Source organism: Kitasatospora sp. NPDC091257 (assembly GCF_044757675.1).
GTDB classification, from domain to species: Bacteria; Actinomycetota; Actinomycetes; order Streptomycetales; family Streptomycetaceae; genus Kitasatospora; species Kitasatospora lactacystinica.
The window spans coordinates 1-8,793 of record NZ_JBIVVI010000251.1 but is presented as its reverse complement, the minus strand read 5'-3'; the positions used below and the strand labels follow the sequence as shown (position 1 = coordinate 8,793).

Here is an 8,793-nt window from a genome sequence, read left to right as displayed (position 1 = left end):
CCCTTGTTGGGCACGATCCAGGGGTGGCCGGTCTGCCGGCCCTCCAGGGCGGCGTGGTCGAGGTCGGCGAGTTCGGCGGCGGTCAGCGCGGTGGCGAGCTGGCGGGCGTCGGCGGTCAGGGTGGCGCAGAGCTCGCGGATCAGGTGGCCGGTGGTCTCGCCGCGCATGCCGAGGGTCTGCCGGGCGTACGGGAGGAAGCGCAGCGGGTCCAGGCCGTCCGGGCGGGTGCAGCGGACGGACTCGGGGTCGACCTGCCAGCTGTCGTAGGCGCCGCGCCGGGCGGTGAAGCGGTACTCGGCCTCGGGCAGCTCCAGCCGGTACTCGCCGGGCGCCTCGCCGGGGACGGGCCGGAGCAGGTCCTCGTAGGCGAACTCGCCCAGCATCTTGGCCAGCAGGGCGCGGCCGGCCCGCTGCCAGTGCCCGGCGGTGAGGTGCGGGGGCAGGTGGAGCGGCGGTTCAGCGGCCGACGGTTGCGGCACGGGTCAACTCCTGGGGGCGGGGGACGACGGGGGTCCGGTGGTGGGACGCGGGGTCGGGGGCGGGTACGGGCGGTGCGAAGCCGGTCCAGGCGGTGCGGTCGGGCAGCCGGTGGACGGTGCGCCCGGTGACGGCGTTGAGGATCACGGCGGCCCGGTGGGCGCCGAGTCCGAGGTCGGGGGTGCCGACGCCGTGGGTGTGCAGTTCGGCGTTCTGGACGTACAGCCCGCCGGTGAGTTCGGGGCGGGTGGCGACCCGGTGGTCCAGGTCGACCCGGTAGCGCCCGGCCTCGTCCCAGTCGATCAGCTCGGCGAGCGGTTCGAGGGCGGCCGGGCGGGCCGCCCGGTAGCCGGTGGCGAGCACCAGGGCGTCGGTGCGCAGCAGGTGCTCGGCGCCGGAGTCGGTGTGCCGGCAGTGCAGTTCGAGGCCGCCGCAGGGGCCCGGTCGGGCGGCGGTGACGGCGGTGCCGGGGGTGATCTCGACCGGGGCGGTGTCGATCGGGCGGCCGATGGTGCGCTCGTAGAGGTGGTCGTGGATCTCGGCGAGGGTCTCGGTGCTGGCGGCCTTGTGGAGCTGCCACTGGGCGGCGACCAGCGCGTCCCGGACGGGGCCGGGCAGGCCGTGGAAGTAGCGGGTGTAGTCGGGGGTGAAGTGCTCCAGGCCGAGCTTGGAGTACTCCATGGGGGCGAGCGCCCTGGTGCGGGTGAGCCAGCGCAGCCGGACGCCGTCGCCCTCGTGGCGCCGGAGCAGGTCGAGGAAGACCTCGGCGCCGGACTGTCCGCTGCCGATCACGGTGATGTCCCGGGCGCCGGCCAGGTCGGCGCGGCGGTCCAGGTACTCGGCGGAGTGGAAGGCGCGCGGGTGTCCGGCCAGCGCGGCGAAGGCCTCGGGGAGGACCGGCCGGGTGCCGACGCCGAGGGCGAGGTTGCGGGCCCTGACCTCGGAGCGCCGGCCGGTCGCGGTGTCGGTCAGCTCGGCGCGGTACCAGGGCGCGTCCCAGTGCAGGGCGGTGACCTCGGTGCCGAAGCGGCAGCCGGCCAGCCGTTCGGCGGCCCAGCGGCAGTAGTGGTCGTACTCGCGGCGCGGGAGCTGGAAGCGCTCGGCGAAGTAGAACGGGAAGAGCCGGTCCTGGTCGCGCAGGTAGTTGAGGAAGGACCACGGGCTGGTCGGGTCGACCAGGGAGACCAGGTCGGCGAGGAACGGCACCTGCATCCGGGCCCCGTCCACCAGCATCCCGTGGTGCCAGCGGAACTCCGGGCGCTGGTCGCAGAAGAGCGTGCGCAGGCCGGGGACGGGCTCGGCGAGCGCGGCGAGGGAGAGGTTGAACGGGCCGATGCCGACGCCGAGCAGGTCGTACGCGGGGGGTGTCGAGGTGTCCACAGGGGTTTCCTAGGCGGGGAGTTGGGCCTGCGCGGCGGGCCCGTCGGCCCGGTCGCGGACCATCAGGGCGGCGCGCTTGCCGGGCAGGTCGAGTTCGGCGGCGGCTCGGAATCCGGCCCGTTCGAAGGCCCGGACGGACCGCCGGTTGCGGACGTCCGGCTCGGCCACCACCCGTTCGCAGCGCGGATTCCCACGAAGAATCAATTCTGCGAAGGCGGCGAGGAGGACGGCGCCCAGCCCTCGGCCGCGGCTGGCGGCGGGGCCGAGCAGCAGGTGCACGCCGGTGTCGTACGGCCGGGCGGGGTAGTGCGCGGCGAGCGGGTCGAGGTCGGCGCGGTAGACCTCCCAGTAGCTCATCGGCTCGCCGTCGAGCAGGCCGAGGCAGGGCAGGCTCCGGCCGTCGCCGTCCTGCTGGGCCCGGACGTGCCGTTCGGTGACCTCCGGCGGCCCGGCGAGCTCCCAGAAGGCGTCGACCTCCGGGTCGTTCATCCAGCCGGTGAGCAGCGCCAGGTCGGCGGGCAGCAGCACCGGGCCGAGCCGCAACTCGCCCGCCGGGGTGGACACCGGACCGAGCCGGAACTCGCCCGCCGGGGCGGGCACCGGTGCCCGCCCGGGCCGCTCGTACGGCATCAGGCGCCCGCCACCGGGTTGGGGATGTCCACGTACACGGACTGGCTGGCGACCGGGCCGACCAGCTCGTCCATGCCGTTGATCCGGGTGAGCAGGTTGGCCTTGCAGGGCAGCGTGGGCGCGTCCAGCAGCAGGGCGGGCAGCGCCGAGCCGGTGGCGGCGGCCCGCGGACCGGCCAGGAACCGGCGCAGCGCCGCCAGCAGCACCGTTTCGTCGGCGAGCCGCTGGGAGCCGAAGGCGCCGATCAGGCCGAGCACGTGGTTGATGCCGAGGTAGTAGGCGAAGTGATGGTCGATCACCTCGTCCGGCAGGAAGGTGTCGCTGTCCGTGCCGAGCCCGGGCAGCCGGGCGGCGAGCGCGCCGGCGGCGCTCTCCCGGTAGTAGTAGCCCTGGTTGTCGCGGTAGCGGCCGCCGCACGGCCAGCCCTCGGCGTCCAGCAGCACGAGGCTGTTCTGCTGGTGCGCCTCCAGGGCGATGCCGCCCCGGCCGTCCAGCCAGAGGATGGGCAGCACGACCGCGTCCAGGTAGCGCAGGAACCATTCGGCGGCCACCGTCCGCAGCGGGCGGGCGCAGCGCAGGGCCAGCGCCCGCAGGAGGTCGCCGAGCCGGGAGGGCACGGTGTCGCCGCCGCCGAGCGGTTGTTCGGCGACCAGCCCGGCGACGCACAGCACGCGGTCGGTGGGTGCGAAGGGCTGGGCGCGCAGCACGGTGTCCAGGCCGTTGGGGTCGCCGAGGTCGGGGTGGTCGACGCCGATCCAGGCCGGGTCGCGGACGATGTCGAAGCCGGGGTGGGCGGCCCGCCACTCGGCGGCCAGCCCGCTCTCCAGCAGCCGGTGCATCTCCAGGCCGCGGTGCAGTTCCTTGCGCAGGTTCTCCCGGCGGGAGTTGGTGATCCGCAGGCCGAGCGAGAGCTTGAGCATCCACGGGGTGCCGGGCCGGTAGACGGTGCGCACCGAGGAGGTGGGGTACCAGGGCTCGCCGGCCGGGCCGAGGTCGTGCAGCAGCCCGTCGGCGAGCAGTGCGGCGACGGCCGGGCGGTGGGCGAGTTCGCGGGCCTGCCAGGGGTGCAGCGGTACGGCGGCGGTGCCGGGCGGCAGCGCCGGGCCGCCGTCGAGCAGGCCGGCGGTGAGCTGCTCGGCGCTCTCGGCGACGGCGGAGCCGGCCGCGAGCAGTTCGCGGTCCACCGCGTACCAGTGCAGTTGGAAGGAGCCGTGCAGTTCGGGCGAGTAGGCGGCGCTCTGGGCGGGGCCGAGGCCGTCGCGGCTCTTGGGCGTGGGGTGCAGCGGGTGGCCGAGCAGCAGGGACTGTTCGGCGGCGAGGAAGTGCGAGCGCTCCGGCCCGCCGGGCACGGCGGCGGTGCGGCGGTGGGCGAGGATCTCGGCGGTGCGCACGACCGAGTCGGCGACCCGGCCGGCGAGGTCGGCGACCTGCCCGGGGTCGGGCCGTTCGGCGGCCGCGGCGGCGAGCAGCGCGGCGGCGGTGACGGCGTCCACCGGGGCCTCGGCGCCGCCCTCGCCGGCCGCGAGGGTGGCGGGGCCGAAGCGGTGCCAGCCGCCGGGCGACCAGTAGCGGACCGGGGCGGTGAGCCGGGCGGCCCCGCCGAGGACGGCGATCCGCAGTCGGCCGTCCGGGCCGGGCCGGGCTCCGGTCTCCCGCGTCCAGCAGCGCAGCAGGGCCTCCAGTCCGGCCTGTTCGGCGGCGACGGCCGGGTCGGGGTGCAGCAGCAGGTCGTGTCCGAAGGCCCGTGCCACGGTGGGCGGCGGTACGGGCGGGGCTCCGGTGAGGGCGGTGCTCAAGGCTGCTCCTTGGGGCGCGTGGGGGTGCGGACGCGCACTGTGGTGGAGGGGATCGGCGGGCACTCGCACCGTCGCGTCAGGTAAGGGTTACCTATCCATGACGGGTGATCACAAGGAGCGCTCACTCGTCCGGGTGAGAATCGGCGATTGTGCACATCCGGGGCCGGATGCCCTGCTGGGCCGGTGCACCGGCCGGGCCCGGATCACGGATCGGTGACCTCCGGCCGGCACCGCAACCCGGGGGGCGGGCACCGCCGTCCTTCTGCGCGATGGAAGACTCCAGAACGGCGGACCGCCGCACCGCGAACCGGCCGGGCACCCACCGCCCCGGTGTGCGGCCGCCCGCCGCGGCACCGTCCGGCGAGCCGGGACCACTCGGCGACCCGGCACCGCCCAGCACCCACCGCCCGAGCACAGGGGGAAGCGCACAGATGCCAACGATCCACCGGTCAGCCCTGGCCGCCGCCCTGGCCGCGGGCACCCTGCTCGCCGTGAGCGCCTGCGGGCCCGACGGCCCGGCGGGCGGCGGGACCAGCCCCGCGCCGCCGCCCTCCTCCGCGGCGGCCCAGGCCGCGGGCGCGGGCGCGGGCGGGGCGATCGGCGGAATCACCCTCCCGTCCGGGCTGCCGACCAGCCTGCTGGAGGGACTGCCCAGGAGCTGGGACGACCTGAAGAAGTGGAAGTTCGAGGACTGGGACAAGTGGGCGTCCAAGCACGTCTTCAACAACCCGGTGGTGAAGGACTTCTGGGACCCGGACAAGATGGGCGACTCCAAGCCCGCCGAGCCGGCCCCGCCCGCCGCCAAGCCCGCCCCCGCCACCCCCGCGCCGTCCACCGACGACGGCGTGACCGACCCCGAGCCCCCGGTGGTCAAGGCCCTGGCGATGCCCCGCCCGTACACGAAGCAGCCCTCCGGAAAGGTGTTCTTCTCCGCCCAGGGCGGCCGCGGCAACTGCTCGGCGACGGTGATCACCGACCCGCAGCACCCGGGAAAGAGCAACCTGGTCTGGACGGCCGGCCACTGCGTGCACGAGGGCAAGGGCGGGAACTTCTTCAAGGACCTGGTCTTCGTGCCCGCCTACAACAACTCGGGCGCCTCCAGCGGCGGCAAGCGGGCCCCGCTGTCCGAGCTGGCCCCGCTGGGCACCTGGTGGGCCGACCAGGTCACCGCCTCGCCGCAGTGGATGGTCGAGGGCGGCGGCAGCGGCGACGCCGCCAACCAGTACGACTTCGCGGTGATGCGCGTGCGCAACCAGAACGACACCGGCAAGTCCCTGGAGGAGACGGTCGGTTCGGCCGTTCCGGTCTGGTTCGACGCGCCGCGCGACCAGCTCAAGGTCTCGGCCGTCGGCTACCCGCTCGTCAAGCCGTTCGACGGCCAGGAGCTGTACAAGTGCGACGGCGGCAAGCCGACCCGGCTCTCCTTCGACGCCAAGCGCCCGACGATGCTGACCATCGGCTGCACCATGACCCAGGGCGCCAGTGGCGGCGGCTGGTTCGCCACCATGCCCGACGGCAGGACCGCCCTGGTCAGCAACACCTCGATCGGCACCCAGGAGCACACCTCGCTGAGCGGCCCCTACCTGGAGGCGGTCGCCCGGCAGGCACTGGACTGGATCTCCAAGAAGTAGCAGCCGTACGAGGGAAGCAGCCGCCGGCGGGGGGCGGTACGGGACCACCAGCACAGCACGGGGGACGAGCCAGCATGCCGACAACCACCAGCCGGCGGCGCCGGGCCGCGACGGCCGGCGCCGCGCTGCTCGCCGCGCTCGCGCTGGGCGCCGCCGGATGCGGCCCGGACGGCCCGGCCCGGCCCGCCACCGCGCCCCTCGCCCTGCCCCGCTCCGCGCCCACCAGCCTGGGCGACCTGACCGGCTGGAAGGTGGAGGACTGGGACCGCTACGTCGCCGACAGCGCCTTCGCCGGCGACGCGGCGCCCGGCTTCTGGACGGCCGCCCGGATGGACACCGCCAAGCCCCGGCCCACCCCGGAGTACTCCCTGACCGCCCCCGCGGCGGCCGGTGTCGAACAGGACGCCCCGCCGGCCGCCGTCCCGGCCCAGCCGCTGCCGCACCCGTACGCCCAGGCCGGCGCGGTGGTCGGCCGGCTCTTCATGACCACGCCGCAGGGCGACGCGGCCTGCTCCGCCACCGTGGTCTCCGACCCGGTCAACCCCGGCCGCAGCAACCTCGTCTACACCGCCGCGCACTGCCTGCACGACGGCAAGGGCGGCGGCTGGCTGAAGAACCTGGTCTTCGTCCCCGCCTTCAACCGGGACGGCCGGGTGGTCCACGGCAAGCCGAACCCGGACCAGCAGGCCGCCCCGTACGGCCGGTGGACGGCGGTGCGCGCGCTGGTCTCGCCGACCTGGCGCCAGGAGAGCGGCGTCGGTGCCCGCAACCAGTACGACTACGGCGTGCTGCGGGTGCGCGGCGAGGACGGCTCCGGCAGGTCCCTGGAGGAGACGGTCGGCGGCTCGGTGCCGATCTGGTTCAACGCCCCGCGCGAGCAGATCACCGCGGCCGCCGCCTACGGCTACCCGGCCGAGCGGCCGTTCGACGGCCTGGAGCTCGAACACTGCGACTCCCCGGCCGCGCCCGGGAGGCTCTCCTTCGACCGGACCCGCCCGCCGATGTACGTGATCGGCTGCTCCATGACGGCCGGCGCCTCCGGCGGCGGCTGGTTCGTCATCAGGGACGGCAAGCCCAACCTGATCAGCGTCGGCGCGGTCGGCAACCGCAACCCGGCCGGCTACCAGGCCGGACCCTCCCTGCACGACCAGGCGAAGCAGGCCTTCGACTACTTCGCCAAGAACGTCCGGTAGCCCCTGCGGGGGCAACGGGTAGGGCCCCGGGACGGCGAACCGTCCCGGGGCCCTCCGTCGGCTCCGGCCTCAGCCCTGCAGGGCCACCGCGAAGTACTCCAGCTCGGCGGCCAGCTCGGCCTGCACCTTGGCGTGCAGCAGGGTGCCCTCGCCGGTGTGCTCGGCGGAGATCAGCTCCCCCTCGGCGTGCACCCGGGAGACCAGTGCGCCCTGGGTGTAGGGCACCAGGGCCCGCACCTCGACCGCCGGACGCGGCAGCTCGTCGTCGATGAGCTGCAGCAGCTCCTCGATCCCCGCGCCGCTGCGGGCCGACACCACGATGGCGTGCGGCTCGCGGCGCAGCAGGCGCTGGAGCACGTGCGGGTCGGCGGCGTCCGCCTTGTTGATCACCACGATCTCCGGCACGTTCTGCGCGTCGACCGAGACGATGACCTCGCGGACGGCGGCCAGCTGCGTCTCCGGCTCGGGGTGCGAGCCGTCCACCACGTGCAGGATGAGGTCGGCGTCGGCGACCTCCTCCATGGTCGAGCGGAAGGCCTCGACCAGGTGGTGCGGCAGGTGCCGGACGAAGCCGACGGTGTCCGCCAGGGTGTAGAGCCGCCCGCTGGGGGTCTCGGCCCGGCGCACGGTCGGGTCCAGGGTGGCGAACAGCGAGTTCTCCACCAGGACGCCCGCACCGGTGAGCCGGTTGAGCAGCGAGGACTTGCCGGCGTTGGTGTACCCGGCGATGGCCACGGACGGCACCTGGTGGCGCTTGCGCTCCTGGCGCTTGGTGTCGCGGCCCTTCTTCATGTCGGCGATCTCCTTGCGGAGCTTCGCCATCTTCTCGCGGATCCGGCGCCGGTCGGTCTCGATCTTGGTCTCACCGGGACCACGGGTGGCCATGCCGCCGCCCGAGGTGCCGGAGCCACCGCCACCCATCTGCCGGGACAGCGACTGGCCCCAGCCGCGCAGGCGCGGCAGCATGTACTGCATCTGCGCGAGCGAGACCTGCGCCTTGCCCTCCCGGGACTTGGCGTGCTGGGCGAAGATGTCCAGGATCAGGGCCGTCCGGTCGACGACCTTGACCTTGACCACGTCCTCCAGGTGGATCAGCTGGCCGGGGGTGAGCTCACCGTCGCAGACGACGGTGTCGGCGCCGCTGGCGGCGACGATGTCGCGCAGTTCCTTCGCCTTGCCGGAGCCGATGTAGGTGGCCGCGTCGGGCTTGTCGCGGCGCTGGATGACGCCGTCCAGCACCTGGGAGCCGGCCGTCTCGGCGAGCGCGGCGAGCTCGGCCATCGAGTTCTCCGCCTCCTCCAGCGTGCCGTCCGTCCAGACGCCGACGAGCACCACGCGCTCCAGGCGGAGCTGGCGGTACTCGACCTCGGTGACGTCTTCGAGTTCGGTGGAGAGGCCGGCGACACGGCGCAGGGCGGCTCGCTCGCTGCGGTCGTACTGGTCGCCGTCGTAGTGGTGGCCGAGGTCCTCGTCGATGGCCGCGAGGTCCTCGTCCATGAGGGCTTCCGCCCGCAGACCGTCGAGGCGGCGCGGAGCGTCGGCGTGGTCGCGGGTGTCGAACGTGGAGGTCATTCTGTCCTTTGGCTCGCTGGTACGGGTGGCCTTCGGGGACCGCTGCCGCGGTCCCGTACGGAGTCTGCCCAGCTGCCGCCCCGGTTACCGTCCGGGCGGGGGTGAGCTGCCCAT

Annotated in this window: 6 protein-coding genes and 1 pseudogene; 2 read left to right on the top strand and 5 right to left on the bottom strand. The window is 74.7% G+C overall.

What is annotated here, in order from left to right; all coding sequences use genetic code 11:
- The 4 genes and pseudogenes from ACIQOV_RS14500 to ACIQOV_RS14485 form a co-directional block, all read right to left on the bottom strand.
- Positions 1–479: pseudogene (locus ACIQOV_RS14500) on the bottom strand (IucA/IucC family siderophore biosynthesis protein); the annotation flags it as partial.
- Positions 457–1,857 carry a lysine N(6)-hydroxylase/L-ornithine N(5)-oxygenase family protein gene (locus ACIQOV_RS14495; RefSeq protein ID WP_401048540.1) on the bottom strand — a complete coding sequence of 467 codons (1,401 nt, stop codon included), beginning with the start codon at positions 1,855–1,857 and terminating at the stop codon, positions 457–459. The gene ACIQOV_RS14495 and the pseudogene ACIQOV_RS14500, both read right to left, overlap by 23 nt.
- A gap of 9 nt (positions 1,858–1,866) precedes the next feature.
- Positions 1,867–2,595, bottom strand: a complete 729-nt coding sequence (locus ACIQOV_RS14490) for a GNAT family N-acetyltransferase (protein ID WP_401048542.1) — start codon at positions 2,593–2,595, stop codon at positions 1,867–1,869.
- Positions 2,487–4,346: an IucA/IucC family protein gene (locus ACIQOV_RS14485; protein ID WP_401048538.1), complete on the bottom strand. Its 1,860-nt coding sequence runs from the start codon at positions 4,344–4,346 to the stop codon at positions 2,487–2,489. Before ACIQOV_RS14485 ends, ACIQOV_RS14490 begins: the two co-directional genes overlap by 109 nt.
- A 368-nt stretch (positions 4,347–4,714) precedes the next feature.
- Between ACIQOV_RS14485 and ACIQOV_RS14480 the strand changes: the two genes are divergently transcribed.
- Both ACIQOV_RS14480 and ACIQOV_RS14475 read left to right on the top strand, forming a co-directional pair.
- Positions 4,715–5,914 carry a trypsin-like serine peptidase gene (locus ACIQOV_RS14480; protein WP_401048536.1) on the top strand — a complete coding sequence of 400 codons (1,200 nt, stop codon included), beginning with the start codon at positions 4,715–4,717 and terminating at the stop codon, positions 5,912–5,914.
- Positions 5,915–5,988: 74 nt separating this feature from the next.
- Entirely contained in the window at positions 5,989–7,107 is a 1,119-nt protein-coding gene (locus ACIQOV_RS14475; protein WP_380540165.1) for a trypsin-like serine peptidase, read from the top strand.
- A gap of 69 nt (positions 7,108–7,176) precedes the next feature.
- On the opposite strand, the gene hflX is transcribed toward ACIQOV_RS14475, so the two are convergent.
- Entirely contained in the window at positions 7,177–8,679 is a 1,503-nt protein-coding gene (gene hflX / locus ACIQOV_RS14470) for a GTPase HflX (RefSeq protein WP_401048534.1), read from the bottom strand.
- Positions 8,680–8,793: the final 114 nt, after the last annotated feature.

What these genes read in the sequence shown, in the direction of transcription:
- hflX (WP_401048534.1), bottom strand. Translation starts at nt 8,679, where the DNA reads ATGACCTCCACGTTCGACACCCGCGACCACGCCGACGCTCCGCGCCGC.
- ACIQOV_RS14475 (WP_380540165.1), top strand. Translation starts at nt 5,989, where the DNA reads ATGCCGACAACCACCAGCCGGCGGCGCCGGGCCGCGACGGCCGGCGCC.
- ACIQOV_RS14480 (WP_401048536.1), top strand. Translation starts at nt 4,715, where the DNA reads ATGCCAACGATCCACCGGTCAGCCCTGGCCGCCGCCCTGGCCGCGGGC.